The sequence below is a fragment of the Zhongshania sp. genome (genome assembly GCF_029212375.1).
Lineage (GTDB): Bacteria > Pseudomonadota > Gammaproteobacteria > Pseudomonadales > Spongiibacteraceae > Spongiibacter.
In genome coordinates this window covers 1-26,989 of record NZ_JARGNU010000001.1, presented here as the reverse complement: position 1 = coordinate 26,989, position 26,989 = coordinate 1, and the positions used below count along the sequence as shown (strand labels likewise).

General features: G+C 52.5%; 24 protein-coding genes. 15 read left to right on the top strand and 9 right to left on the bottom strand.

The annotated features are described in order from the left end of the window. Window positions 1–48: 48 nt before the first annotated feature. Both P1U47_RS00120 and P1U47_RS00115 read left to right on the top strand, forming a co-directional pair. Complete coding sequence (locus tag P1U47_RS00120) at window positions 49–681, top strand: TetR/AcrR family transcriptional regulator (protein ID WP_301026469.1); 633 nt, start codon at window positions 49–51, stop codon at window positions 679–681. Between the two features lie 126 nt (window positions 682–807). After that, complete coding sequence (locus P1U47_RS00115) at window positions 808–1,683, top strand: lysophospholipid acyltransferase family protein (protein WP_301026468.1); 876 nt, start codon at window positions 808–810, stop codon at window positions 1,681–1,683. A 103-nt stretch (window positions 1,684–1,786) separates the two neighbouring features. On the opposite strand, the gene P1U47_RS00110 is transcribed toward P1U47_RS00115, so the two are convergent. From P1U47_RS00110 to P1U47_RS00100, 3 genes are read right to left on the bottom strand one after another with little or no spacing between them, the layout of a single operon-like run. After that, on the bottom strand, window positions 1,787–2,839 hold the full coding sequence (locus P1U47_RS00110) for a 2-oxoacid:ferredoxin oxidoreductase subunit beta (protein ID WP_301026467.1): 1,053 nt from the start codon (window positions 2,837–2,839) through the stop codon (window positions 1,787–1,789). Further along, the gene (locus P1U47_RS00105; RefSeq protein WP_301026466.1) at window positions 2,839–4,695 is read right to left on the bottom strand and encodes a 2-oxoacid:acceptor oxidoreductase subunit alpha; all 1,857 of its coding nucleotides are present in this window, start codon (window positions 4,693–4,695) and stop codon (window positions 2,839–2,841) included. Before P1U47_RS00105 ends, P1U47_RS00110 begins: the two co-directional genes overlap by 1 nt. Before the next feature lies 1 nt (window position 4,696). Beyond that, window positions 4,697–6,478: an FAD-dependent oxidoreductase gene (locus P1U47_RS00100; RefSeq protein ID WP_301026465.1), complete on the bottom strand. Its 1,782-nt coding sequence runs from the start codon at window positions 6,476–6,478 to the stop codon at window positions 4,697–4,699. Window positions 6,479–6,780: 302 nt separating this feature from the next. On the opposite strand from P1U47_RS00100, the gene acnA reads away from it, so the two are divergent. From acnA to P1U47_RS00085, 3 genes are all read left to right on the top strand, one after another. After that, entirely contained in the window at window positions 6,781–9,423 is a 2,643-nt protein-coding gene (gene acnA, locus P1U47_RS00095; protein ID WP_301026464.1) for an aconitate hydratase AcnA, read from the top strand. Between the two features lie 84 nt (window positions 9,424–9,507). After that, a complete protein-coding gene (locus tag P1U47_RS00090) occupies window positions 9,508–9,888 on the top strand; it encodes a DUF6489 family protein (RefSeq protein ID WP_301026463.1) in 381 nt (126 codons plus the stop codon). Between the two features lie 29 nt (window positions 9,889–9,917). Next, window positions 9,918–11,504: a carbon-nitrogen hydrolase family protein gene (locus P1U47_RS00085; RefSeq protein ID WP_301026462.1), complete on the top strand. Its 1,587-nt coding sequence runs from the start codon at window positions 9,918–9,920 to the stop codon at window positions 11,502–11,504. Window positions 11,505–11,542: 38 nt separating this feature from the next. Here P1U47_RS00085 and msrA read toward each other — a convergent pair whose 3' ends face one another. Further along, on the bottom strand, window positions 11,543–12,187 hold the full coding sequence (gene msrA / locus P1U47_RS00080) for a peptide-methionine (S)-S-oxide reductase MsrA (RefSeq protein WP_301026461.1): 645 nt from the start codon (window positions 12,185–12,187) through the stop codon (window positions 11,543–11,545). 214 nt (window positions 12,188–12,401) lie between these two features. Here msrA and speD point away from each other — a divergent pair, with 214 nt between their 5' ends. The 5 genes from speD to P1U47_RS00055 all read left to right on the top strand — a co-directional run bounded on the left by speD (window position 12,402) and on the right by P1U47_RS00055 (window position 17,798). Then, on the top strand, window positions 12,402–12,857 hold the full coding sequence (gene speD / locus P1U47_RS00075; RefSeq protein WP_301026460.1) for an adenosylmethionine decarboxylase: 456 nt from the start codon (window positions 12,402–12,404) through the stop codon (window positions 12,855–12,857). Further along, window positions 12,850–13,698: a polyamine aminopropyltransferase gene (speE, locus tag P1U47_RS00070; protein WP_301026459.1), complete on the top strand. Its 849-nt coding sequence runs from the start codon at window positions 12,850–12,852 to the stop codon at window positions 13,696–13,698. Before speD ends, speE begins: the two co-directional genes overlap by 8 nt. A 281-nt stretch (window positions 13,699–13,979) precedes the next feature. After that, window positions 13,980–16,238 carry an Orn/Lys/Arg decarboxylase N-terminal domain-containing protein gene (locus tag P1U47_RS00065; protein WP_301026458.1) on the top strand — a complete coding sequence of 753 codons (2,259 nt, stop codon included), beginning with the start codon at window positions 13,980–13,982 and terminating at the stop codon, window positions 16,236–16,238. A gap of 12 nt (window positions 16,239–16,250) precedes the next feature. After that, entirely contained in the window at window positions 16,251–16,988 is a 738-nt protein-coding gene (locus P1U47_RS00060) for a hypothetical protein (RefSeq protein ID WP_301026457.1), read from the top strand. A gap of 627 nt (window positions 16,989–17,615) precedes the next feature. Then, window positions 17,616–17,798 (top strand): hypothetical protein, encoded by a 183-nt coding sequence (locus P1U47_RS00055; RefSeq protein WP_301026456.1) that lies wholly within the window; start codon window positions 17,616–17,618, stop codon window positions 17,796–17,798. On the opposite strand, the gene P1U47_RS00050 is transcribed toward P1U47_RS00055, so the two are convergent. Next, complete coding sequence (locus tag P1U47_RS00050) at window positions 17,773–18,714, bottom strand: type II secretion system F family protein (protein WP_301026455.1); 942 nt, start codon at window positions 18,712–18,714, stop codon at window positions 17,773–17,775. The genes P1U47_RS00055 and P1U47_RS00050 overlap by 26 nt on opposite strands. Before the next feature lie 117 nt (window positions 18,715–18,831). On the opposite strand from P1U47_RS00050, the gene P1U47_RS00045 reads away from it, so the two are divergent. The 5 genes from P1U47_RS00045 to P1U47_RS00025 all read left to right on the top strand — a co-directional run bounded on the left by P1U47_RS00045 (window position 18,832) and on the right by P1U47_RS00025 (window position 22,379). Next, window positions 18,832–19,335: a DnaJ domain-containing protein gene (locus tag P1U47_RS00045; protein WP_301026454.1), complete on the top strand. Its 504-nt coding sequence runs from the start codon at window positions 18,832–18,834 to the stop codon at window positions 19,333–19,335. Window positions 19,336–19,407: 72 nt separating this feature from the next. Continuing rightward, window positions 19,408–19,743 carry a hypothetical protein gene (locus P1U47_RS00040; protein ID WP_301026453.1) on the top strand — a complete coding sequence of 112 codons (336 nt, stop codon included), beginning with the start codon at window positions 19,408–19,410 and terminating at the stop codon, window positions 19,741–19,743. 63 nt (window positions 19,744–19,806) lie between these two features. Continuing rightward, window positions 19,807–20,694, top strand: coding sequence for a protease HtpX (htpX, locus tag P1U47_RS00035; protein WP_301026452.1), 888 nt, complete (start codon window positions 19,807–19,809; stop codon window positions 20,692–20,694). Then, on the top strand, window positions 20,694–21,338 hold the full coding sequence (locus tag P1U47_RS00030; protein ID WP_301026451.1) for a class II aldolase/adducin family protein: 645 nt from the start codon (window positions 20,694–20,696) through the stop codon (window positions 21,336–21,338). Before htpX ends, P1U47_RS00030 begins: the two co-directional genes overlap by 1 nt. Window positions 21,339–21,584: 246 nt before the next feature. After that, window positions 21,585–22,379 carry a putative porin gene (locus tag P1U47_RS00025; RefSeq protein WP_301026450.1) on the top strand — a complete coding sequence of 265 codons (795 nt, stop codon included), beginning with the start codon at window positions 21,585–21,587 and terminating at the stop codon, window positions 22,377–22,379. 57 nt (window positions 22,380–22,436) lie between these two features. On the opposite strand, the gene hrpB is transcribed toward P1U47_RS00025, so the two are convergent. From hrpB to P1U47_RS00005, 4 genes are all read right to left on the bottom strand, one after another. Then, window positions 22,437–24,971: an ATP-dependent helicase HrpB gene (gene hrpB / locus P1U47_RS00020; RefSeq protein ID WP_301026449.1), complete on the bottom strand. Its 2,535-nt coding sequence runs from the start codon at window positions 24,969–24,971 to the stop codon at window positions 22,437–22,439. Between the two features lie 91 nt (window positions 24,972–25,062). Beyond that, the gene (locus tag P1U47_RS00015; protein WP_301026448.1) at window positions 25,063–25,800 is read right to left on the bottom strand and encodes a 16S rRNA pseudouridine(516) synthase; all 738 of its coding nucleotides are present in this window, start codon (window positions 25,798–25,800) and stop codon (window positions 25,063–25,065) included. Between the two features lie 50 nt (window positions 25,801–25,850). Beyond that, entirely contained in the window at window positions 25,851–26,405 is a 555-nt protein-coding gene (locus P1U47_RS00010; RefSeq protein ID WP_301026447.1) for a lipocalin family protein, read from the bottom strand. A gap of 144 nt (window positions 26,406–26,549) precedes the next feature. Then, window positions 26,550–26,765 (bottom strand): hypothetical protein, encoded by a 216-nt coding sequence (locus P1U47_RS00005; RefSeq protein ID WP_301026445.1) that lies wholly within the window; start codon window positions 26,763–26,765, stop codon window positions 26,550–26,552. Between the last annotated feature and the right edge of the window lie 224 nt (window positions 26,766–26,989).

Here is a 26,989-nt window from a genome sequence, read left to right as displayed (position 1 = left end):
GGAAGCAGCTTACAATTTCATCTACTGCACATTTAACAAGCCACGTATATGACAGCGCCCGAAAGCCAACAAAAACTAACCCAAGCAGAACGCGTCGCCAAGTCAGACGAGAATATGCTGCAAGTCGCGAATGAGCTTATTTTGGCAATCGGAACGGAAAAAACCACCTTAAAAGAAGTCGGTGAACGCGCTGGCTACAGCCGCGGTTTAGCCAGCGCTCGCTTCGGCTCTAAAGAAGAGCTCTTTAAACGCATTCTCATCGAACACCGAAAACTGTGGTATGGCTACCTACAGGAAACAGACGGCAAATCAGGCATCGACGCGATACGCACCCGTGTTGACGCCGTTGAACATATTATTATTAACGAAGCCGATAACGTTAAAGTAATGTATACCCTGTGGTTTGACTCGCTGGGCCATCCCTCGGTGTTAAGCGACGAGCTGGTGCGTTACAACACCGAGTCCCAACAAGGGCTAACTAAAATTGTGGAGGAAGGTGTAAGGCGCGGTGATTTCCCTGCCGATATCGATATCCCCCAATTTGTGATTGACTACTATAGTCGCATTTACGGCCTTATCTACCAATGGCTGGTTACCCCTGAGGTTGTTGATATCAAAAAGTCCCTCAGCTCACTAAAACGCTATTGCGAGTATGTGTTGGTCAAAAATGTCGCGGCCTAATCACCCTACGCCGCTTTCGGCCATTCGAAACCCAGCCTGCTGAGTTAGTCCGCAGCTAAATTTCTATTCATTTCCCTGCTCTGCTAATATGGCGGTTCGCGCCCATTTATGCAGCAGGATCATTTCATGGCTTTTACCGATAAAACCGCTGTACCCTACAGCGGCGACGATCTTGTTCGCTATATTAATAAGGCCGTGCAAGTTAAGCCCCCAGCATCAACTATGGTAAGGCTGCTAGACACACTAATTAAACGGATGTTCGAACCTAAGCTTATCGACACCCACAACATCCCCCAGCAGCCCTGCCTTTTCATCGCCAACCACGCTATGTACGCGGTAGACGGCCCCATTATTGGCCTGCCAATGCTGACCGAACAACAGCGTTTTTTGCGACCGCTCAGCGACAAATTTCTGTGGAACACGCTCAACGAGAATTTGCTGCTCAATAACGGCATTGTTATTGGCCACCCCGATGTGTGCGCTGCACTAATGGAAAACGGCAGCGATTTATTGGTTTTCCCCGGCGGCGCCCACGAAGCGACCAAATCAGCTGAAGACAAATACAAGCTCATGTGGAAAGAGCGCTACGGTTTTATAAAGCTCGCCGCCAAGCACGGTTACACCATTGTGCCCACGGCGATTGTTGGCCCAGAAGAATTTTATGGCCACCTGATTGAGGGCGCAGATCTGCCAAACACGCTTATTGGCCGCGGTTTAAAACGCCTAGGCATTATCAACGAAAATACCCGCAGCGATCTATTCGGGCCGGTCCCAGTCGGTGTCTTTGGCACTTTAATTCCAAAACCCCAGAAGTGTTATATCCAGTTTGCCCCACCCCTCGACCTAAGCAAATATAAAGGCAAGCGACTCGCGCAAAAGACCATGGTCAGTCTTCGCCAGCAGGTGGCTGATGCAATAAATGAGATGATGCCGCCACTACTAGAAAGGCGCGGCGAGGAAGCCCTAACAATGGGCCGAGTACGGCGCCTGTTAACTCGGTAGCAAAAGCAATGAGCCAGCGCTAAACCTACGGTAACAGGTGTTTTAGCGCTGAGCTATATAACAGAAACTTGGGACGGCCAGCGCAATGCCGAGCTATCTCGCGCTAGCGCCAACTCTCATTTAATTTATCCAACACCTTTTGTCCTGGGCAGAGCTCCGCCGCGGCTAGATCCCGCAAAGGCGTTTTGCTGGTGCCCAGAATCTCGTGCAGGTCTTGGGAGTTCTCATCCATATACAGCAAGCCGGTAAGAATTTGGTCTTTGGCTTTGTAGTCTTTAATCAAACGCAGCGCCGAGCGGCGACTGGTGATATCAAGTTCAGGATCAGCTTTGTGCAAATGCACCACTGAGCCGTCGTGCAAGGCAACTTCCTTAGACTCGCCCTGTTCATACTCAGTCGAAATTTCTTCTTTAAAGGGCACAAAATCCACGGTGCCCGTTGCCGCTAAATGCTCGCGCACATGTTCATAACCCTTGGTGGATTTTGGGTTGTTATTAAAGGTAACACAGGGCGAGATCACGTCGATAAAGGCAAAACCGCGGTGACTAATTGCCGCTTTAATCAGCGGCACCAATTGCGCACGGTCTCCCGAGAAACTGCGCGCCACAAAGGTTGCCCCTAATTGCAGTGCCACGCTAGCCAAGTCGATAGGCTCAAAGTGGTTGGGTTCGCCTTTTTTACTGGCCGAGCCAATATCGGCAGTAGCCGAATCTTGGCCCTTGGTCAGCCCGTAGCAGCCATTGTTTTCGACCACGTACATCATATTTAAATTGCGACGGACAACGTGGGTAAACTGACCCATGCCAATAGATGCGGTATCGCCATCGCCAGACACACCAATATAGATTAACTCACGGTTAGCCAAATTAGCGCCGGTTGCCACCGAAGGCATACGGCCGTGTACCGAATTAAAACCGTGGGAATTCCCTAAAAAATACGTCGGGGTTTTTGACGAACAACCAATACCCGACAGCTTGGCTACTTTGTGCGGCGGTAGCGCCAACTCAAAGCAGGCTTGCACAATGGCGGCGCTTATCGAGTCGTGACCGCAACCGGCGCAAAGCGTTGAGATAGCCCCTTCGTAATCTTTGCGGGTAAAGCCCAAGGCATTGCGAGGTAAATCTGGGTGACGAAAGACCGGACGAATATAGCTCATTACACAGACTCCTTCACTGAGCGTTGTTTACGCAACGGGCGCACATTGTCGCCGCGCACAACCAACAGTATTTCTTCACGAATATACTTCGCCGTTATCGGGGTGCCGTTGTAATTTAAAATCGGAATGAATTGCCGCGGTGAAATTAGGCACTCGTTCACCAGCAAGGTACGCATTTGTGCGTCGCGGTTTTGCTCTACCAAAAACACGGTTTCGTGTTCTTCGATAAAGGCATCCACGGTTTTATTAAACGGAAAGCCCCGCAGGCGCAAAGTGTCTATTGCGACGCCTTCGGCTTGCAGGCTATCGATTGCTTCAAGGGTGGCGCAGCGGCTGGTGCCGAAATGAATCACGCCAATTTTGCTGCCCTTGCCCGCCTTAATCAGCTCAGGCGCGGGCACCCGCTGTTTGGCGGTATCCCACTTTTTAAGCAGACGCTGCATATTTTTCTCGTAGGCATCGCCGTCTTCGGTGTATACCGCGTATTCATCCCGCGAGGTTCCGCGCGTAAAAAAAGCGCCTTTGCTGGGGTGGGTACCTGGATAAGTGCGGTAGGGAATTCCGTCGTCGTCAATATCCAGATAGCGACCAAAGCGCTCGCTCATTGCCTCTAACTGCTCCTCATTAAATACCTTGCCGCGCTGGTATTCCCGCGTGTCGTCCCACACCAGTGGCGGCGACATCGTGTCGTTCATGCCTAAATCTAAATCCGTGAGCATAATCACCGGCGTTTGCAATGACTCGGCAAGATCAAAGGCTTGGGCCGTCATTTCAAAGCATTCACGCGGCGTGGCGGGAAACAACAAAACATGTTTGGTGTCGCCGTGAGAGGCGTACGCACAGGCTAAAATATCAGACTGCTGAGTGCGGGTTGGCATACCCGTTGACGGCCCAGCACGCTGCACATCAATCAGCACCGTTGGGATTTCAGCAAAATAGGCCAAACCCAAAAACTCACTCATTAGCGAAATACCGGGGCCGCTGGTGGCGGTAAAGGCCCGCGCGCCATTCCAGCTGGCACCTATCACCATGCCAATCGCCGCCAACTCATCTTCGGCCTGCACAATGGCGTAATTTTTATTGCCGCTGCCAGGGTCAATCCGCAGACGCTTACAGTATTTATCAAAACCGTCGACAACCGAGGTTGATGGGGTAATGGGATACCACGCCGCCACAGTAGCGCCGCCATAAATAGCGCCAAGGCCAGCCGCCGTATTACCGTCGATCAGAATTTGCTCACCCACCGCATCGCGGCGCTCTAAGCGAATACCCAGCGGGCAGCTGTAGTGTTCGCTAGCGTAGTGATACCCCAATTCCAAGGCGCGCACATTGGGGGTAATAAGCTTTTCTTTGCCACGAAATTGGTCCGACACCAAGCCCCTGAGCACATCAAATTCGATATCTAACAGCGCGGCTAGGGCGCCAACATAGATCACATTGCGAAACAACTGCTGCTGACGGGGATCGCTAAACTCGCGCTGACACAAGTCTTTAAGGGGCACGCCAATAAAGTGAACATCGCTGCGCATCATGCGCAAATCGAGGGGCTTGCTGGAGTCGTAAAAAAAATAGCCGCCGCTATCAATCTCCTTTATATCCTTGGCCATACTCTGGGGGTTCATGCCCACCATCATATCGACGCCACCGCGGCGACCGAGATAGCCCTTTTCACTGACCCGCACTTCATACCATGTGGGCAGGCCCTGAATATTAGAGGGAAAGATATTCTTAGGGCTAACCGGCAAGCCCATTCGGAACACCGCCTTGGCAAACATATTATTGGCGCTGGCCGAGCCGGTGCCGTTTACATTGGCGAATTTAATAACAAAGTCGTTAACTGCTTCGATTCGTTTCATCTCAAACGCCCTGCCCTGCTTTGCTCACGGTATAGTAGAATTTCTGCATATCCCACGCCGCCGTTGGGCAGCGCTCGGCACACAGGCCGCAGTGCAGGCACATATCCTCGTCTTTAATCATGGCGCGGCCGGTGGCTAAATCTGCCGACACATAAATGGCTTGCTCGGTATTTTTAGCGGGCATTTTCAGCTTGTGCCGCAGCTCCGCCTCGTCCACATCATTAACCACAATACTGAGGCAGTCGGTGGGGCAAATATCGACACAGGCATCGCATTCAATACAGAGTTTTTCGGTGAACACGGTTTGCGCGTCGCAGTTTAGGCAGCGCTGGGCCTCGTGAAACGCGGTGGCGGCGTCAAAGCCTAACTCCACCTCAAGCTTGCGATTGCTTAGGGATTTTTCCAGCTCGGCTTGGGGCACGTGATAACGCACATCCGCAGCCACTTCACTGTCGTAACTCCACTCGTGGATTCCCATTTTTTGGCTTACGAGGGTCACGCCCGGCGGTGGCCGCTTGGTCACCGATTCGCCTTGGCAAAACAGATCTATCGAGATTGCCGCTTGGTGGCCGTGGGCCACGGCGGTAATCACATTTTGAGGGCCAAAGGCGGCATCACCACCAAAAAACACCTTGGGATTGCTAGACTGAAAGGTAACTTCATCGACAACCGGCATATCCCATTTGCCAAATTCAATATCGATTGTGCGCTCGATCCACGGAAAGGAGTTTTCTTGGCCAATAGCAATTAGCACATCGTCGCAGGGCACAATAACGGGCGCCTGCCCAGTCGACACCAAATTACGACGACCGGCGGCGTCATATACGGCTTCAACCTCATCAAAGGCCATGGCCACAAGGCGGCCATCTTCCAACACAAATTCTTTAGGAACGTGATTGTCTAGAATGGGTATACCTTCGTGCTGGGCGTCTTCTTTTTCCCAGGGCGAGGCTTTCATTTCTGCAAAGGGGCTGCGCACCACTACCTTGACTTCGTCGCCACCCAAACGCCTTGCGGTGCGGCAGCAATCCATGGCGGTATTACCACCACCCAAGACGATGACCCGCTTGCCAATCGTCTCGATATGTTCAAAGGCAACACTGGACAGCCAATCAATACCAATGTGGATATTGGCCGCCGCAGCTTGGCGACCGGGAATGTCGAGATCTCGCCCACGAGGGGCACCGCTGCCCACAAACACCGCGTCGTAGTCTTTATCCAGCACCGCTTTTAGGCTGTCGACATAATGATTAAAGTGGGTGAGCACCCCCATGTCGAGAATGCGATCAACCTCTTCATTGAGCACCGATTCCGGTAGCCGAAACGCCGGAATTTGGCTGCGCATAAAACCGCCGCCAGCGCGCTGGTCGTCGTATAAATCTACGCTATAGCCCAGCGGCATTAAATCTCGGGCCACCGTCAGCGCGGCTGGCCCGGCGCCAATCAAGGCGATGCGTTTGCCGTTCTTTTTCTTAGGAATGATGGGCATTAGAGCGCTGATGTCGCCCTTATTGTCTGCCGCGACTCGTTTCAGACGACAGATCGCAACGGGTTCGTCCTCCACCCGCCCCCGCCGACACGCTGGCTCGCAGGGCCGATCACAGGTGCGACCCAAGACCCCTGGAAACACATTGGATTCCCAGTTAATCATATAGGCGTCGGTATAACGCTGCGCAGCAATTAAACGGATATATTCTGGCACCGGCGTGTGGGCTGGGCAGGCATATTGGCAATCGACAACCTTGTGAAAATACTCGGCGTCGCTAACATTAGTAACTTTCAATTCGCCCCCTTAATTTATATTTATTGGGTAGCGAGGTGCCGGACTGTAGCGGGGCCGACACCCCGTGATCGGAACCGATTACAGCACAGCAGGATTAAGAATTCACTAGAAAAATGGCGCTATAGCGCATAATTTAAGTGTCGTCCCGAGCGCCGCAAGCTCGACCAATAATTGGCGTTTACGGCGAAGGCTATTGAATGCCACCGCCATTGCGCACTTTATCGTTGGGAGAAACCTGCTTTTTCAGCTGTCTGTGCTAGGGTGAGCGATGCACACACGACTAAGCTCAAAGGAGTTCACCCATGCAGTCCACAAAACACCTGCTCTCAGAGCTGATTTGCGGCGAGCAGAGCTACCAATATTACGATTTACAAAAATTGGGCGATGAGCGCTTGGCGCAGCTGCCCAAGTCACTCAAAATTTTGCTAGAAAACCAACTCCGCCATTTCGACGGCGAAACGGTGAATGCCGACATTATCGTTGCTTTCTCGCGCTGGCTAGACAACGCCAGCAGCGGCGAAGACCTCAATTTTTCACCCGCTAGGGTATTGATGCAAGATTTTACCGGCGTACCTGCGATTGTAGATTTAGCCGCCATGCGCGATGCCGTTGCCAAGCGGGGCGGCGATGTGACCGCAATCAACCCCAAAATCCCAGTACACCTCGTTATAGACCACTCCGTCACCGTAGATCAATACGGTTCACCCCAAGCCTTTGGCGAAAACGTGGCAAAGGAAATGGAGCGCAACGAAGAGCGCTATCGCTTTCTGAAATGGGGTCAATCCGCCTTTGATAATTTCAATGTAGTGCCGCCCGGCACCGGCATTTGCCACCAAGTAAACTTGGAATACTTAGCGCAAGTAGTGTGGGTGAGCGAAGACGGTAAAATGGCCTATCCCGACACCGTGCTTGGCACCGACAGCCACACACCGATGGTAAATGGCTTGGGTGTACTCGGCTGGGGCGTGGGCGGCATAGAGGCCGAAGCCGCACTGCTAGGTCAGCCCTATTCAATGATGCTGCCCGACGTTGTTGGCTTTGAACTGAGCGGCAAATTATTGGAGGGCGTTACCGCCACCGATCTGGTGCTCAGCGTAGTAGAAATTCTGCGCCGCGAGGGCGTGGTGGGTAAATTTGTAGAATTTTTTGGCGACGGGCTCGCCGAACTCAGTGTGGCTGACCGCGCCACCATCGCCAATATGGCGCCGGAATACGGCGCAACCTGCGGTTATTTCCCAGTAGACGAAGCCACCCTCGCCTACCTAAAACTAACCGGTCGGCCGTCGCAAACCATTGCCCTGACCGAGCAGTATTGCAAAGCCCAAGGTCTGTGGCGAAACCCCGGCGACCAGCCAGTATTCAGCCACAGCGTAACCTTGGACTTGGCAAGCGTGGTGCCTAGCCTAGCCGGTCCCAGCCGCCCCCAAGACCGCGTCGCGGTTAGCGATCTAGGCAATGCCATGCGCGACTATCTCGCTACCAGCGAGCGCGATTTAAACGAGACCGCCAATATTGAGGAAATGAAGCTCAACCTTCACCACGGCGACGTAGTTATTGCCGCCATTACCAGCTGCACCAACACCTCAAATCCCGACGTTATGATTGCGGCGGGGTTGGTCGCCCGCAAAGCGCGGGAACGAGGTTTACGGGTAAAACCGTGGGTAAAAACGTCACTGGCGCCCGGCTCTAAAGTCGTCAGTAAATACTTGACCGACAGTGGCCTACAAGACGACCTCAATTCATTAGGTTTTGATTTAGTAGGCTATGGCTGCACCACCTGTATTGGCAATTCCGGCCCGCTGCGCGAACCCATCGCCAAGGCCATCGACAGCAAGGACATGGTGGTTTCCGCCCTGCTGTCTGGCAACCGCAATTTTGATGGCCGCATCCATCCCCAAGTAAAAGCCAGTTGGCTGGCTTCGCCACCCTTGGTTGTTGCCTACGCGTTAGCAGGCACGACCCTGCTCAATTTACAGGAAGAAGCCATCGCAACCGACAGCAAGGGCGGGGAAGTTTTCCTCAAAGACCTGTGGCCAAGCACCGCCGAAATTCACGAGATTCGCAAAACGGTCAGTGGCGCGATGTACCGCGAGGCTTACCAAGACGTCTACCTTGGCACCAAGGAATGGCAGGCCATTGCAGTTGAAAAAAGCGACACTTATCAATGGCAGGTCGATTCAAGCTATATTCGCTGCCCCAGCTTTTTTGATAAGCCACAGCTGGCTGGCGAGGATTTTCCCGTGTTGCGCAGCGCCCGTATTCTGGGCGTCTTTGGCGATTCTATTACCACCGACCACATTTCACCAGCGGGCAAAATCGCCACCGACAGCCCTGCTGGGCACTATTTGCAAAGCCTTGGCGTTGCGCCCAACGATTTCAATTCCTATGGCTCACGGCGCGGTAATCACGAAGTAATGAGCCGCGGCACCTTTGCGAATACCCGCCTGCACAACAAGTTGGTGGACCGCGAAGGCGGCTATACCCTCGCGCCTGACGGTAAAACCGTACTGCCCATATTCAAAGCGGCCATGAAATACCTAGAAGAAGACAAATCACTGGTCATCATCGCGGGCAAGCAATACGGCTCTGGGTCAAGCCGAGACTGGGCCGCCAAAGGCACTTTGTTGCTCGGTGTAAAAGCCGTTATTGCCGAAAGTTTTGAGCGGATTCATCGCTCCAACTTAGTCGGCATGGGCGTTATGCCGATAGAGTTCGACAAGGAAATTCCCCGAGCAATGCTTGATCTGCAAGGTGATGAACGCGTTGACATCATTCCCTGCGAGGAGCAACTAAAGCCCAAACAAACCGTGCGTATTGTGCTATCGCGCAGTGACGGCAGTCGCCACGAGGTGCTGGGCCGCCTGCGCATTGACACTCAGGAGGAACTCGCCTATTTCCGCCACGGCGGCATTCTGCAATATGTACTCAGCCAGCTTAATAACTAAATAGCGCCACCGCATTTGCCGCTAATGATTGACCCGGCAACTGCGGATGGCATACTCACAGGATACAATGCGGGGTAGTAAAACATGAAAATTCATCTCGAAGTCGAAATAAGCCCAGAAGAAGCCCGCCGCCTAGTCGGCTTGCCAGACGCCCAGCCATTATGGGATGCGGTCTACAAACGCATTGGCGAAGGCGATACCGAAATGATCCAACACATGGCCAAAACCGCTTTTACAGAAGGTATGAAAACCCTCGACTTATCGGCGCGAGTACTTAAATCATTGGGCGGCTTGGCGACCAACCGTAAATCCGCCGACAAAGCGGCTAGCGACAAACCAAGCACGACAGCAAATAGTGATAAAACTACCGAAAAAACCACAACGGCAAACACTACCTCTGGCGCAGCAGACAGCGTAAAGTCCGGCCCAGTTCGGCGCAGCGCCAGCAGTAAAAACAAAGACTAATCTCCTAGCCCCAATCAAGAGTTAAAATCATGGCCAAAAACACCACTGGTGGTAAAAAAATTGCCTCCACCGGCAAAGTTTTGCGGGTTAGAAACGCAATGATAAAGGACATTCCAGCCATTGCCGCGCTGTCGAAGCGGGTCTACGACGGCACAGGGATCGACCCCTATACCCGGGCGGAATTACGCGGCCAGCTCAATAATTTTGGTGAAGGTAAATTTGTTGTTACCTTGGAAGATGAGATAGTTGGCTATTGCGCTACGTTCCGGATCAGTGGCGAAGTCTGCTTAAAGCCCCATAGCTGGGCGGCGATTACGGCCAACGGCTACGGCACCCGCCACGACCCTGAAGGCGAGTGGATGTATGGCATGGAGGTTTGCGTAGACAGCAGCGTGCGCGGCTATCGCATTGGCCAACGGCTTTACAACGCCCGTAAAAAACTGTGTGAATCGCTGGGCCTAAAAGGCATTGTCTTTGTCGGCCGCCTGCCCAGCTTGTCAAAGCGCATGAAAAAATACGGCAGCGCTGCAAACTACCTAGACGCCGTCGTTACCCAAAAAACTCGCGATCCAGTGCTATCGTTCCAGCTCCATAACGATTTTGAAGTAATCGATTTGGTGCCAAATTACTTAAGCACCGACAAAGATTCGCTGGGCTACGGCGTGCATCTTGTGTGGAATAATCCCAAGGTTGAAACTGCCGCTGCCGCCGCCCACACCAAACGCCACGGCGGCCGTCAACCCGACACCGTGCGGGTTGGCACCGTGCAGTATATGCAGCGTCGCGTGCAGTCCTTCACTGAATTCATGTCGTTCATAGAATACTTTGTAGACGTGGTTGCCGACTACAAAGGTGATTTCGTGGTCTTCCCCGAATTAATCACCCTGCAATTACTGTCGATTGAAGATCAGGAATTAACCCCGATTCAATCGATAGAAGCCCTAACAAAATACACACCGCGCTATGTTGAGGCCATGCAAGATTTGGCAGTGCGCTACAACATCAATATCATCGGCGGCTCCCACCCCACCCGCGTGGCCAATGGCCGCGTGGAAAATATCTCCTACGTCTTCCACCGCGATGGCCGAGTTGACGAGCAGGCCAAAATCCACCCCACACCAAGTGAGGTGTACTGGTGGAATATTGAAGGCGGTAATGAACTGCAAGTTATCGACACCGACTGCGGCCCCATTGGCGTGTTAATTTGCTACGACTCCGAATTTCCCGAGCTGGCCCGCCACCTGGTAGATCAGGGTGCAGAAATTCTATTCGTGCCCTTCTGCACCGACGAGCGCCAAAGCTATATGCGGGTGCGCTACTGCTGCCAAGCTCGCGCTGTGGAGAATCAGGTGTACGTGGTTATGTCGGGCAACGTCGGCAACTTACCCAATGTCGCCAATATGGACATTCAATACGCTCAGAGCTGTATTCTCACCCCCTGCGATTTCCACTTTGCCCGTGACGGCATCGCCGCCGACACCACCCCCAACGTGGAAACCGTGGCCATTGCCGATTTACGGCCAGAAGCACTGAGAGTCGCCCGCAATAGCGGCACCGTGCAGAACTTGCGGGATCGTCGTCACGATCTATATCAGACCAAATGGCGGGGTAACTAATCGTCAGACGTCCGACGTCTAACGTCGGACGAATCTCACTACAGCGGGCAACTCACCCCTGTGCCACCCAAACCGCAATAGCCGCCCGGATTCTTGTCTAAATACTGCTGGTGATAGTCTTCGGCGTAATAAAACTCAGCGGCCATTACAATTTCGGTGCTAATTTCTGGCAAGCCAGCTTTACTTAGCGCTTGTTGATATTGCTCGGCGGAGGCTTTTGCCAATGCCAACTGGGCTTCGTCTGAGCAATAAATACCCGAGCGGTATTGGGTGCCAATATCGTTGCCCTGACGCATACCCTCAGTCGGATTGTGGCTCTCCCAAAACACGGTCAGCAATTTTTTCGCACTGATTATTGCGGGGTCAAACACCACCAACACTACCTCGTTGTGGCCGGTCATGCCCGAACACACTTCGTGGTAGCTCGGATTCGGGGTGTAGCCGCCGCAATAGCCAACTGCCGTGGTATACACCCCAGCTTGCTGCCAAAACTTTCGCTCTGCGCCCCAAAAACAACCAAGGCCAAACACCAGTTGCTGAAAGTCGGCTGGGAATGGCCCAACCATTGGGGTTTTTAACACCGTGTGCTCGGCTGGCACCGGCATTTTCTCGCTGCGGCCGGGCAGCGCTTGCTCTGCGGTGGGGATGACGGCTGGCGTGCGGTGGCGATCAAAAATACTCATGGCGCAGACTCCTTATATGTTTCCACAAACAGTCGACTACTATGCCCTGATTTACCACCCGCAAGCCAGCGCCGGAAAGTGATAAAACCTTAAGCCCTTCAATGACTTTGGCAAATGGCCAGCACGGGGATTTTAACAGGATTTTTTATTGCTATTTGGGGTAAAACACGTTTAAATCGCCGGCTCTTTCACCTATGCGGAGGATTTATGCTAAATGAAAAGCCTAGATCATATGCCTTCTTTGGAGGCCGGCGCTGCCACGTGTAACCCGATTACACAGTCCGACGAAAATCTCGACCACTTCATTATCCGTGACGGCGTAGCTTACGCTGGAACGCATTTAATTATCGATCTGTGGGGCGCTTCCCACCTCGACGAACTCCCCCGTATGGAAAAAGCCTTTATTGACTGTGTCAATGAATGTGGTGCAACGCTGTTGCATATTCATATGCATCATTTCACCCCAAACGGTGGAATCTCTGGAGTTGCCGTATTAGCCGAGTCACACATTAGCGTGCACACTTGGCCAGAGCGCGACTACGCTGCATTTGATGTTTTCATGTGCGGCGACGCAAAACCAGAATTGGCTGTAGAGATCCTGCAAAAGGCCTTTTCACCGTCTCGTATTGAGGTGGGCGAAAACCTGCGCGGGAGAATGGACGATGTCTGAGTGGTTTAACGAAACCCTCCACGGCGACTACCACCAAGGTTTTCATATTCGCGAGGTCTTGTTTGAAAGCAAGACCGAACATCAGCATTTGATTATATTTGAATCCGGCAGTTTTGGTCGGGTCATGGCGCTCGATGGGATTATTCAAACCACCGAACGCGATGAATTCATTTACCACGAAATGCTGGCTCACACCCCACTATTTGCCCATGGCAATGCCAAAAATGTGCTGATTATTGGCGGCGGCGACGGCGGCTTACTTCGCGAAGTGCTCAAGCACCCCGAAGTAGAAAGCGCCGTGCAGGTTGAAATTGACCAAGCCGTTATTGATATGTGCGTTAAGTACCTGCCCAACCACTCGGCTGGCGCCTATGAAAATTCCCGCGCTGAAATTGTGATTGGCGACGGCATCGACTTTGTTAAGCAATGCGACCGCCAGTTTGACGTGATTCTGTCTGACAGCACCGACCCCATCGGCCCCGGCGAAGTATTATTTACCTCGCCGTTTTACGAAGGGATTAAGCGCTGCCTGAAGCCCGGCGGTATTTTTGCTGCCCAGAATGGCGTGGCGTTTATGCAACCCGATGAAGTTAGCACCAGCCACCAGCGTCTGTCGCCACTGTTTAGCGACACGGCGTTTTACGCAGCGGCGGTGCCAAGCTATGTTGGCGGCATTATGACCTTTGCCTGGGCCAGCAATGAGCCAAGCGCTCGCAGCCAAGACTTAAACACGCTGCAAGCACGGTTTGCAGCCAGCGGCATTAAAACCCGCTACTACAATCCTGCCCTGCATATCGGCGCATTTGCGCTTCCTCAGTATTTGCTAGAAAGCATCAACTGAGGCTTTACCCGCCAAGCACACTCTGGCGGGTAAAGGCCCAACTTCAGAAAACAACCCCACAAAAAACTTTCCGTGCGTCCGTCCGTCTTATCCGTCAAAATAAGCCCGATTTGACTGACAGCTGTCATGGATTATTGTTAGGGTAGGCAGTCAATAAAGTAATATCATTACCACTGTCAAAAGCGATATTACAAAGCCGCGCAGCAAGCTTGACTCATTAAGCTGTGCGATAGGACTCGGAGATTCTCCGAGAAAAGCCAACACCAACAATGGCCGTATAAATGAAATTTCGTTTCCCCGTCGTCATCATTGACGAAGATTTTCGCTCAGAAAATATCTCTGGCTCCGGCATCCGCGACCTCGCCGACGCCATTAGCAAAGAGGGCATGGAAGTCATCGGTTTGACCAGCTACGGCGACCTTACCGCCTTTGCACAACAGGCGAGTCGCGCCTCCTGCTTTATTTTGTCGATCGACGACGAAGAGTTTGGCGACGGCAGCGACGAAACCGTGAGCCAAGCGCTAGAATCTATCGGCCAATTTATGACCGCCGTGCGCCAACGCAACACCGACATTCCGGTGTTTCTCTACGGTGAAACCCGCACCTCGCGCCATATTCCCAATGAAATCCTGCGCGAATTGCACGGTTTCATTCACATGTTTGAAGACACCCCAGACTTTGTGGCGCGGCACATTATTCGCGAGGCCAATAAATACCTGTCGGCCCTCGCACCGCCGTTCTTCCAAGCATTAATGAATTACGCCAGCGACAGCTCCTATTCATGGCACTGCCCCGGTCACTCTGGCGGCGTTGCCTTCTTAAAAAGCCCCGTTGGGCAAATGTTCCACCAGTTCTTTGGTGAGAACCTGCTCCGCGCCGACGTGTGTAACGCAGTTGAAGAGCTCGGTCAGTTACTCGACCACACCGGCCCCGTTAGCGCCAGCGAGAACAATGCCGCCCGCATATTTGGCTGCGACCACCTGTTCTTTGTGACCAACGGCACCTCGACCTCAAACAAAGTGGTATGGCACTCCACCGTTGCCCCTGGCGACATAGTCGTAGTTGACCGCAACTGCCATAAGTCGATATTGCACAGTATTATTATGACCGGCGCGATTCCGGTGTTCTTAATGCCAACCCGCAATCATTACGGGATTATCGGCCCAATTCCAAAGAGCGAATTTGATCCCGCAGCGATTCGCAAAAAGATTGAAGATCACCCCTTTGCTCGCCACGCCGAAGACAAAAAACCGCGTATTCTAACCATTACTCAGAGCACCTACGACGGGATTGTGTATAACGTCGAAGAAATCAAAGACATTCTCGACTCCACCATCGACACCTTGCATTTTGACGAAGCCTGGCTGCCCCATGCCGCCTTTCACAGTTTCTATCACAATATGCACGCCATCGGCGCCGGTCGCCCGCGCTCCGACGACACCCTAGTATTTGCCACCCAGTCTACCCATAAGCTCTTGGCGGGCCTTTCTCAAGCATCGCAGATTCTGGTCCAAGACGGCACCCAGCGTAAACTCGACACCCACCGTTTCAATGAGTCGTATTTAATGCACTCATCCACTAGCCCCCAGTACGCCATTATCGCCTCATGCGACGTGGCTGCGGCTATGATGGAAGCACCTGGCGGCACAGCCCTAGTTGACGAATCCATTATGGAAGCGCTGGATTTCCGCCGCGCTATGCGCAAGGTCGACGCCGATTACGGCGACGATTGGTGGTTCCGGGTTTGGGGGCCGGAAGTATTGGCTGAAGAAGGCATTGGCGACCGTGACGACTGGGTTATTCACTCCGACGACCGCTGGCACGGCTTTGGCAATATCGAGTCTGGCTTTAATATGCTGGACCCGATCAAGGCGACCATTATTACCCCTGGCTTGGATGTTGACGGCAATTTCGATGACATCGGTATTCCCGCCTCTATCGTCAGCAAGTATTTAGCTGAACACGGTATTATCATCGAAAAAACCGGCATGTACTCCTTCTTCATCATGTTCACCATCGGCATCACCAAGGGCCGCTGGAACTCGATGGTGACCGAGCTCCAGCAATTTAAAGACGACTACGACCAGAACCTACCACTGTGGCGGGTAATGCCTCAGTTCGCCGCTAAATTCCCAAAATACGAGAAAATTGGTCTGCGCGATTTGTGTAGCGACATTCACAATGTATATAAAGAGTACGATCTTGCGCGAATCACCACCGAGATGTATCTCTCGGAAATGGAAGCGGCAATGATCCCCGCCGACGCATGGGCCAAAATGTCTCACCGCAAGGTTGAGCGCGTCCCCATAGATGAGCTGGAAGGCCGCATTACCGCCATGCTGGTAACGCCCTACCCACCAGGCATTCCGCTACTCATTCCCGGCGAGCGCTTCAATAATATTATTGTCCGCTACCTGCAATTTGTGCGCGACTTTAACTCCCGCTTCCCAGGCTTTGAAACCGACTGCCACGGCTTGGTTAAAGAGAAAGTGAATGGCATCGACCATTACTTTGTCGACGCGGTTATTGACGAAGCATAACTGAGCAACAATATGGCCACGACATCGCTAAGCGAGATAAGTAACTTGAAGCGCAAAGTACTACTGGGTTTCACTGCACTTTTGCTTAGCGCATGCACGGCCTTAAGCATAGACCTCGACCCAGCGTTCAGCGCGAATGCTGACGTCTATCCGGTCACCGGCAGACAGGGCCTGCTAATTCGCCAACGGCTTAACTTTGGCCCCTATCACACCGATGTTGTCGACCGCGACTGGGATAGTAGCAACGAACTCCAAATTGCCAACTACAAAAGCAGCGACCGCCACGGCGGCTTTCGCTACACCTTGCAAGGACCTCGCGGCGAGCAACAGCGCATCGACTGCCAACATCAAAACAATAGCGAATCACTGAATTTTGGCAGTGCGCAACGCGGAGAATGGAGCTGGTTACTGGCCGCAGAAAACCGCTTCGGCTGTGAAATCAAGCGCGATAACACCAGCCCGCAGTGGCATATTGCCATGGGGCAGCGCGGCGGTGAAACGCACCGCCGCGGCGCCCTCTACAGCAACGACGCCAGCTACCACATACACAGCATCCACAGCGCAAATAACAGCAGTATTAACATGGGCGTGATCGGCTACCAAATTAGCCGCAATCAGCAAATCCTCGCCGCGGTGGAAACCATCGACCAAGGACGCGTGTGGTTACACAACGCACTCGGCGCAGACGAAGCCCAGCTACTGGCCGCCGCTGCGAGCGCATTATTGCTTTATCAAGCGCCAGAGGACTAAACCCCCAGACATAGAATTCCCAGAGCCTAAAAAGAGCACCATTACGGTGCACACCAAACAATTAATTGTGCAGACTGGCAATTCACCCCATTTCAGATGAAAACACCCCACACATAAAGAAACGCCAATAATTAGCGGTAGTTGCCAGCTATTAGGCCCATTTTCTTTAAAATAAACGGCTAAATCACCGATTTTCCGTGTACAAAAAAATAATAATTGCCAACTGGCCTGAACTTTGCTAGCTTCAATGTGTCCGATCAATAGTTGAGATTAGTCGTATCAGGATTAGCTTTTACCGCGTAGTAAACACCCACGTACGGAAAAGCAGCTAGCAAGCCCGCAGTTATGCCCGCTTGCGAACTGACACCAGATCAATGACCTGAAACAGCAGGTCAAATCGGCAAAACCAGACAATTTATTCGGTGAGCAACAACACCTCGCGATCTAAGAATTCGCTTTAGTTTAAAGCCTAAAAATTCGCGGCGGCATACTCACAAAAAAATTGTCAAAAACGAAAAGCTGTCATACCCCTGTCATTTGCAACAGCGATAGTGGCAAGCAGCAGCAACAATTAGTAACCACGAATGACAAAGGAAGAAGGCGCAGACGGCGCAATGGAGAATGATGATGAACAAACAAAATAACGATGTGAATGTAAAAAACTTATGCAGCCGCAAACTTTGGGAACTGCTAAAAAACGCCGAGTGGCAAGATAATTCCGAACGCTTTGCAATTGAGCGTGAACTATCAGGACGTCGCCACTATATTGAAGAACTGGAAAAACTTAGCGCCCGAGAAACCATGCATTAAGCACAACCATATAGGGTAGCAAGCCCAGCAGTAACCACGGCAAGCTACCCGCCCAAAACACCAATTGCTCCTCACACACCCGATGTATCGCCAAGCCCAATAGGGCTGGCACCTGTTTGGCATCTAGCATTTCCGAGGTCGACGGCATGGCCACCCCGCTCAGAATTCCACTACTAAGCAAGGCGCTAGAAAATCGCCCCCCCGCTTCAACGTCACTGGCCAACTTATAATAACGCCCATTGATCGGCGCGTCCGGCAATCGCCTAGCCGACTGCTTTAAGGCTTGAGGCAGCGAAAAACCGGCGCCAATACAGTCGGCCAAATGATTCATATAGTGATAACTCTGATACTGGCTCAGTGCGCGCCCCACCCCCGGCAAACGATAACTTATACGCAGGCAAAGGGTTTGCAAGGGCGCCGAGTATTGCAAGGCTTTTAGCAAACCATACACGGCGAGCAGAGGCAGTAAAGATGCAAGGGCAACATTCAGCGCTTCATCTCCCGCCATAAGCCCGCGACTCAGCCACAGCAAGGGCAATGCGCAAGCCACAAGCAGAACAATAGCTAGCGGCAGCCATAGCTGACGGCGCAGATTGCGACGAAATTCCGCCAGCAAACGGTAGTGCTCGGCCAAGCGCAAATAGATTTTTGCCAAATTTCCCACCGCCAAACCGAGCTGCATAAACTGCAGCTCCCAGCGGGTAAACATGCCGCCATCGCGCAATTCGGCGAGCACGATGCGCTGGCCACTGGCAAACTGCTCGGCCAGCTCGTCGAGCTGCGCCCGCTGGGCAGTGCGCTGCCCCTTGCTCAACAGCGCAACCACCTGATCCCAATTATTGTCACCGGACTGACTGGCCTGATACAAAGATTGAAACAACACGAAGCGCTGAGCAGGAGAAGATCCTAAAGCCATGAAAAAATCCGTTGCATACAATTGATGGGTCTGGAGCCCACAAGGCTTTATACTTTAGCACAGCTTAAATCGCGGGTAGCGGCTGCACCGGCAAATGCACCCCAGCAAGGACTTAGAATGATAATACGTTTGCTTTTTGCCGTGCTAATTCTCTATGGCATTTATCAATTTGTAAAAACCGTACAAAACAAACCCGCCAATCAACGCCGCGGATATTATGTAAGTTTGGTCGTTGGCTTGGCGGCCGCGGCACTGGTATTACTGTCGTTAACCGGCCGCGTTCCTTGGATTGCCGGCCTTATAGGTGGCGCCCTGCCCTTTGTTCGCCAATATATTCTAAAGCATATATACCATCGCCTGAATGGCAATGCCGGCAGTAATAACCGGGAGCAAGGCTCGCAACAGGACGAGCAAGCGCCACCACCGCGCCCCAGCACGAGCATGAACAAAAGCCAAGCACTGGCGGTACTTGGCCTGAGCGCTGACGCCAGCAATGAAGAGATTATTGCGGCTCATCGCAAGCTAATGCAGAAATTTCACCCCGATCGCGGCGGCAACGATTTTCTGGCCAGCCAGATTAACGACGCCAAAGACGTCTTGCTCGGCAAGCGCGGCCGCTGAAACGGCAGGTTCACCCGCGCGGGCAAACACGGTAAAATCAGCGCCCGCCGTTATTTCCAGACAAGGGCTTCAATGACCACTATTTTCGTCATTCAAAATCAGCACGGCCATTACCTTGGCAAACAGCAACAGTGGCTCGATGGCCGCGACCGGCGCTTACTGTTTCGCACCGTTCACCGCGATGAAGCGGTCAATGTGATTTTTGAGCAAAGCAGTAAAGATATCTACCTGCGTGCACAACCCCTAGAATGCGAGCTCGACGACAGCAAACAGCCGATTGTAAAGGCTGGGCCGCCTATTCCAGCACTTGCCGAGCCTAGGGATGGCGACATTGCGGTGGCCGAAACCGCAGAGCTAGCAGCGGCTGACCAGCTTAATTTAGGGCAAGACGATATTTCCGCTCAATAGCTTGAAACTGACTCGCTCCGCCACCATCTAATAGTCGTCCTTAACACACCGGAAGTCTGCGCCATGATGCGAATTCTCTTATTTCTTGCCACCAACTTAGCCATTGTTTTAGTTGCGAGTATTACGCTGAGCCTACTCGGTGTAGAAAGCATCATGGCTAGCAATGGCATCGACCTCAACCTCTCATCGCTGCTGATCTTCTGCGCAGTGTTTGGCATGAGTGGCTCGCTGATCTCGCTACTAATTTCTAAATGGATGGCCAAACGGGCAACCCATGCGCAAGTCATCACAACTCCTAGCACCAACGACGAACGCTGGTTGCTAGAAACCGTGGCCGAGCTTGCTCAAAAGGCCGGTATTGGCATGCCCGAGGTCGCGATATTTCCCTCACCGTCGGCTAATGCTTTTGCCACCGGCTGGAACCGCAACGCCGCCTTAGTGGCGGTATCTGAGGGCTTACTGCAGCAAATGCGGCGCAACGAAGTACGCGCCGTACTCGCCCACGAGATTGGCCATGTTGCCAACGGCGATATGATTACTCTGACCCTGATCCAAGGGGTTGTGAACACCTTTGTGATGTTTTTTGCGCGAATTATCGGCCACACCGTTGACCGCACGGTATTTAAAACCGAGCGCGGCCACGGCATTGCGTTTTATATCACCACCTTTATCGCCGAGATGGTCTTGGGTATTTTGGCCTCGACCATTGTGATGTGGTTTTCGCGCTGGCGAGAATTTCGCGCCGACGCCGCCGGCGCTAGCCTAGCCGGACGCCAAGATATGATCGCCGCCCTACAGCGCCTGCAAGCCCAACAAGGGCTGCCCACTGACCTGCCAGGCGAAATGAGCGCCTTTGGTATAAGCAGCCAGAGCAAGTCCGATTTGGCCGCGTTATTTAGCTCACACCCGCCACTCGAAAAACGCATCCAAGCCCTGCGGAATGGCCAATAATGGCCTTCACTGTAGAGCGTTCCCAGCTGGTTGCCGCCCTACACGGCATGAGCAATAGCAACCTAAGCCCTGGCGCGAGCGGTAACGCCTCGGTGCGCACCGCCGATGGCGGCATGCTAATCTCAGCCAGCGGCCAGCTAGCCGGCAATACTCGCCCCGGCGATCTTGTCTATATCGACAGTGATGGCGAAATCCCCAAGAATCAGCGCAAGCCTTCTAGCGAATGGCGCATGCACTGGCAGGTTTACCTCGACCACCCCGAAGCTGGTGGTATTGTTCACTGCCACTCGCGCTACGCCACGGTGCTCGCTTGCCAGCGTCGCGCCATTCCGGCCTTTCACTACATGGTTGCCATCGCCGGTGGCGACTCAATTCCCTGCGCCCAATATGCCGCATATGGCACTCAGGAGCTGTCTGCCTACGTTAGCACTGCGCTGCAACAACGCCGCGCCTGCCTAATGGCCAATCACGGCCAAATTGCTTATGCAGCAGATCCGCTGCGCGCCTTGGCACTTGCTAAAGACATCGAAGAATTGGCCGCCAACTATTATTTAAGCCTGCAAGGTGGCGAACCCATTATTCTTAATCAGGCGGAGATGGCTGAGGTGCTAAGCCGCTATGCCGACTACAGCCAACAAGATTAAGTCAAATTTGCGCCCCCCTCACAAGCGGTCTAATACCTCCAAAATTTAACCCCCAAAATTCCAAGGTACGACGGTATTTAAATTAAAAAGCTTGTGCTAACCTCTCTTGCACCATTATTGAGCAAAACAAAAATATAGCTTAATAATGGTGCAAGAGAGGTGTTTAAAACGTCACACAATCATAAAGAGTTTGTCATTAGCCAAGTTTACATTGGCGGACAACTGTTCATAACGGGGATGTAGTAAATGAAAAAGACGCTATTAGCCAGTGCCATCGCAATTTTGGCAACCAGCCACGCCTATGCCGACTATCAATTTGAACTCGGCGCGGTGTATACCCAAGGCGAGGCAGCCAACACCGACTACGACGGTTTTGGCATCGCGGGTGAATTCCATTTTGATAAAGTTGATACCAGCAAAGGCCCGTTGGCAGAAGCCAGCTTCCTCGACAAGTCTTCTTTCGTCAATTTCAACTTTCTCAGTATTGAACCAGACTTTGCAAATGCAGACGAAATCGAAACCACCAATATTGGCGGTCGCTTTGTTACTGCAACTAAGCTCATTATCGAAGCCGATTGGACTACAGTAGATACTGGCAACTCAGATGCAGATTCTATCCGCGTCGGTGTGGGTACTTATTTAAACGACAATACTGATGTTGTTGTAAGTTACACCACAGAAGATGACGACAACGCCGACGTAGACTACCTCGACGTCGCCTTTCACGGCGTGAACCCCCTGAACCAAGGCGCGTCTGTTGCCTATGACGTGGCTGTTGGCTATATCGACACCGACAACGATAGTGGCTATCAAATCGCTGTTGGCGGCACATACTACTTCAATACCATGTTCGGTATAGGCGTAAACGCTGGCATCACCGATGTAGGTGACGCCTCTAGCGACACAATCAGTATTGATGCTAGTTTCTTCCCCAACCCGCAAATCGAGCTTTACGCGTCGATTTTTGACTCCAGTATCGAAGAAAATAATAATGACGCCGATGCCGACGGCATTTTACTCGGCGCCGCTGTGCGTTTCTAATTTCAAACGATCCCATGCAACGTCTTAAAACCGCCGTTAATCCGGCGGTTTTTTAGTTTATGTCCCGCGGGGTTTAAGCCGCGCCGTGGGCAAACTCTCTAGCGGATTATCCGGCCATGGATGTTTGGGATAGCGCCCCTTCATTTCCTTCTTAACATCGTGATAACTACCCTGCCAAAACCCCGCTAAATCTTGAGTAACTTGCAGAGGCCTACGCGCTGGTGACAACAGATGGAGCAATAAACGCTGGCGGCCATTACCTACCGCAGGGTTCACTGTGCAGCCAAACATCTCTTGCAGCTTTACCGCCAGCACCGGCGGGTTCTGGCTGTAATCAATTCGAATATTAGAACCTGACGGCACCGCAAAGCGCTCGGGAAACAAGCTATCCAGCGCCTTGCGCTGGGGCCAATCAAGCGTCGCCGCCAAAATCTCACCCACATCCAAGCGCTTAAAATCATTTAATGAATTAACGCCAGATAAATACGGCGCCAACCACGCAGCGACCGTGCTCAACAAAGCATCATCACATAAATCAGGCCAGCCACCGGGCGGACAATTCAATTGCGCGGCCAACATCACTCGCGCCCGCCATTGCTGAACGTGATCGGGCCACTCAAACACCACTAGACCTCGACGCTGCACAAAGGCAAGTAGCGCCTCGGTCTTTTGCTCAAGTGAAATTGTGCTCAGAATTTCTCGCTGCCAAACTAGGCTGCCAACTAAATGACTGCGCTCAGCAATAAAGCGACCCTTGGCATCATTCCAGTCGGCCCGTTCAACCGCGTGTACGCGACTTGCCAATAATCCACTAAAATGCGCTGGATTTAGCGCTGCCGCGAGCTGAATATAATCGCTGCGCCCGCCCGCCGTGCCCCCCAAGCTGGCAACCACCAACCATGGCGCAGCATTTAGTGCATCCGCCTCACTCAAGCTGGCGGCGCGGCCATTACTTAGCACATAGTCGCGGCCGCGCTCGCGACGTTGTTTAGCAATACGATCGGGGTAGGCGTAGGCCAGCAGCACCGCCGGATCAATATCCACTGGGGCACCTTTCGCCCCGCCGCTACGCTCCAATATTCTGGCGTACTGTTGCTGCTGCTTTTTTAAGCGCGCGACAATACCTTGCTGCTGGCGTTCGGCGCGCTGCTCACCTTGCAATACTGCCAAGCGAGATTGCATATCGGCATTGTCGCGGGGACCAAAATCTCGCTCGCCCAGCAAGGCGGCAATAGCGCAGGCCAAGGGCGCCGATCCGAGTTCACGACCCTTTAGTAACATATGCGCTAACCGCGGATGCACTGGCAGCCCAGCCATAGCCTCGCCGTGTGGGGTAATTTGCAGGCGATCATCCCGTTGTACTAGCGCGCCCAAGTCGACCAGTAAGTCCAAAGCTTGCTGGTAGGCGGCGGCAGGCGGCAAATCTAACCATGTTAATTGCGTGGGGTCGGCGATGCCCCAGCGCAGCAATTGCAAAGCCAGCGCACTTAAATCGGCTTGCAAAATTTCGGGCTCATTATAGGCCGCCAACTCATGCTGCTGCGACTCGCTCCACAGCCGGTAACACACGCCTTCACTTAAACGCCCCGCTCGACCAGCGCGCTGCTGAGACGAGGCCTTGGACAGGCGCTTGGTATTCAGCCGCGTCATACCGGTGCGAGGATCAAACGCTGGCACCCGCGCCAAGCCACTGTCGACCACCACGCGAATACCATCAATAGTCAAACTGCTTTCAGCAATACTGGTGGCCAATACCACTTTTCGATGGCCCGCCGGCGACGGCGCAATGGCCAAGCGCTGGTCTGCCAAGCTTAAATCGCCATACAGCGGGGCGACTATAACATCGTCGCCAACGCTATTTGCCAAGTTCATCGCGCAGCGCCGGATCTCGCCCTGACCAGGCAAAAATACGAGGATACTGCCCTGCTCATCACGCAGTGCATCCAAAACTATTCGACACACCCGATCCACTGTGTTTTGGTCAAACCGATACGGCTCAGCGTAGCGCAAACTCACTGGGTACTGACGGCCTTCGCTGCGCAACACTGTCGCGGCAGACTCTGCTTCCGTGTTGAAAAGATCGGCAATACGGTCACCATCCAAGGTCGCCGACATCAACAAAATCTTAAGCGGGCGGTCGCGCAAATCGCCAAACAGGCTGCGCCCCTCTAGTGTTAACGCCAAACCTAAATCCGCATCGAGGCTGCGCTCGTGAAATTCATCAAAAATTAGCAGGCCAATGCCTGCCAACGAGGGATCGTCTTGCAGCATGCGGGTTAGCACGCCCTCGGTAACCACTTCGATTCGGGTTCGCTCACTTATCGCGCTGTCCATGCGCATACGATAGCCCACGGTTTGCCCGACCCGCTCACCCAAGACCTCGGCCATACGTTCTGCCGCCGAGCGCGCCGCAATACGGCGGGGTTCCAACAGCAGAATTCGCTGATCGGCTAACCAAGGTTCCGCCAGCAAAGCCAGTGGCACCCGCGTGGTTTTACCGGCGCCGGGCGGCGCCTCCAGCACTAATTCATCTGCGCTCGCTAAGACGCGGCGAATATCGGGAATTAGGGCTTCAATAGGTAAGTTAGCCATGCTTGGCATAGGCTCCGAGTTGTGATTACAGGCTTTTCTAAGGTCGCAGTATAAAGCAGTTTGCAGCACGCTTGACGCGAGGCGGGAGATGCTACAAACCGAGTTCGCTCGCAGCTAAAGCCGCAAGCTCACTGAGTGCTAAATCGCGGCTTTCGCCCGGCGCCAAACTTAAATCTAATTCAAGGCTGCCGATGCGATGGCGATGCAGGGCTAAAACCTCATTTTGGAAACGGCCGAACATGCGTTTGATTTGATGGTAGCGGCCCTCGCGCAAACTCACCTCTGCCACATAGTCAGACACAATTCGTAATTGCGCTGGCAACGTAGTGACGTTCTCGTACTCAAAATACATACCCGCCGCAAAGGCCGCCACGTAATCGTCGGTGAGCGGCTTAGCAACCGTAACGGTATACACTTTTTCAATATTGCGCTCTGGCAAGCTAAGCTGGCGCGACCAATGACCATCATTGGTCAGCAATAATAGCCCTGTCGAATTAAAGTCTAGGCGGCCAGGAATATGCAATTGCGAACGATCCTCGCGCGCGAGCAAATCAATAACCGTCGTATGCTCCTCGTCTTTAGTCGCACTCACTACACCGGCGGGTTTATTAAGCATCACGTACACGGGCTTTTGCGCCTGCAGGGCGCATTCGTCCAAACTTACATGGGAAAACTGGGTGATTAACTGCGCTATATCAGTGGCCACTTGCCCATCTACCCTCACCCGCCGCTGCGCGAGTAGCGCCCTAATGTCACCGCGCTTTATGCCAGTCTGGCGACTAATAAAACGGTCTAAGCGTGATTTATGCGATGACAAAGATACGGCCATTTATATTCGGGCGGCGAGCATTGTTACCGAGGCGTAGCAGTGCAAGCAACTCAGTTCTCCACCAGTGGTTTTGGGTGTTTTACATACAGCAAACTGCCAGTATCAAAGCCCAGTGATCGCGCCTTATTTACAAAGCGACTAATTAGCTCATCACTAACCATCGGAGTTCTGGCTAGGAGCCAGAGGTAAGATTTGTTGTAACCGCTAACAAAAGCGTACTGATATTTTTCTGATTGGGAATTTTCTTCGTCATAGCCAAGTTCAAAGGCGACATAAGAAGAGTAGAACGGACCAAAAAAAGATACTTTTAAATGGGCGGTCGATTCCTCGCCAACAAAGTAAGCCCGCCCTTCGGCCTCTCGCCACTCACCATCGGCAGCAGAATAGCCGCGATTAACCACCTGAATGCCACCGTCGTCACGCAGGCTATATTCAGCCGTTACCTGACTTAAACCCGCCTCAAAACGCTGATCTAAACGGGCAATTTCATACCACTTCCCCAGATACTTGGTTTTATCAAAGCCTTGTACGGCCTCTACCCCACTGGGTAGTTTGGTGCATGCCACTAGTAAAACCATCATGGCTAGGCTAATAAGCTTAGGCATTCTTTTCCCCACAAACATTATTTATGGGCACAGAATATCACAGACAAAAAAATCGGGCTGTGCTTTAAGCAATTACGCCCTAACACAGCCCGAGATTAGCGGCGCATCCAAATACGCCGAAACGAGAAACAGATCAAACTACGCTTAGCTGTGGTCGTCCATTTCGTCTTGTACTTCTTCAACACCTTCTTGGTAGGCGTCTTTGGTGTTTTCTACACCTTGGTCGATACTTTCACCCGCCTTCTCTGCTGGCCCTTTCTCACAAGCGGTGACGGCAAACATTGCGCTAGCAATAACAAAAAACGCAACTAAAAATTTGCTGCTTTGAGTCGACTTTAAATTTGAAATTAATTTTTTCATGTTTAACACTCTCCATGAGTAGATTCAGTTGTTAGGGATATCTGTACTGAAAAAACTTACTTATACCGAATTAATCACCTTATAAGGGAACAATTCAGCCTGACATTCCCTACAAACATCAGATCCCTACAAAGTAAGTTTGGAATACAACACGCGGTTAAACGGCTTGCCGCATCGAAATATTTGCATTCGGGTATTCTGACCAACAGACCACGCCAGATGTT